We start from the raw sequence: 879 nt of genomic DNA, 5'->3' as shown, positions 1-879 counted from the left end.
TCCATTCANACTTGGTGATACCTGCATCATGCTTGCGATTGAAGATACGTCTATGTCTTGCTATCTCCTTGCCTTCGGCAACGATAACGATTTCAGCTGCATAAACATGAAGACTCACATGCTGGTTAGCAAAGCTTGCCGGGACACTATAGCGGTTACGCTCGAACGTAATTAAGCATGTAGAAGAGACTCGCTTAGTCTCTTCTACATAGCCATCGAATGGCGCTGGGACAGGCATTAAACATGGCCGTTCTTGTCGCCAGCATTCAGCAACCGTTAGATTGGATTGTTCTGGGTGTTTTTGGCGGTGCCACAGTTCAATACATTGGCGTTCAAGCCAAGCATTAAGTTCTTCGAGAGTCTTGAACTTGGGAGCGGTATGCCATAACTGATGCCGAGCATCTCGCACCTTTTTCTCGACTTGGCCTTTCTCCCAACCTGCAGCTGGATTACAGAACTCAGCTTCAAACAGATAATGACTGACTAGCGTTTGGAATCGGCGATTAACATCGCGCTGTTTACCTGATCGTACCTTATCCACAGCAGTCTTCATGTTGTCGTAGATGCCGCGTTCAGGCACGCCACCAAAGACCCGAAATGCATGATTGTGTGCATCAAACAGCATCTCGTGCGTTTGTTTGTAATAAGCTCGCAGGAAGAAAGCTCGACTATTGCTTAGCTTGAAGTAAGCAACTTGAAGGCAGCACTTCCGACCATTGATCGTGGCGAAATCTTCGCCCCAATCAAACTGGAATGCTTCGCCTGGTGCAAAAGTCAGTGGAACATAGACTCGCTTAGCGGCAGTGCTCTTTGCTTCATGTTGCTCTTGTCGCCACTGCCGTGCAAACGCAGCAACACGATCATAGGAACCGGTGTAAC

General features: G+C 48.1%; 1 protein-coding gene. It reads right to left on the bottom strand.

Features of this window, described 5'->3' with window-relative positions:
* Positions 1-879, bottom strand: an 879-nt coding sequence (istA, locus tag A3763_RS05200) for an IS21 family transposase (protein ID WP_156494925.1), incomplete at both ends; no start/stop codon positions are given.

The sequence above is a fragment of the Oleiphilus sp. HI0128 genome (assembly GCF_001635365.1).
The sequence above is the reverse complement of the archived record's forward strand: the minus strand, read 5'-3'. Positions and strand labels throughout refer to the sequence as shown.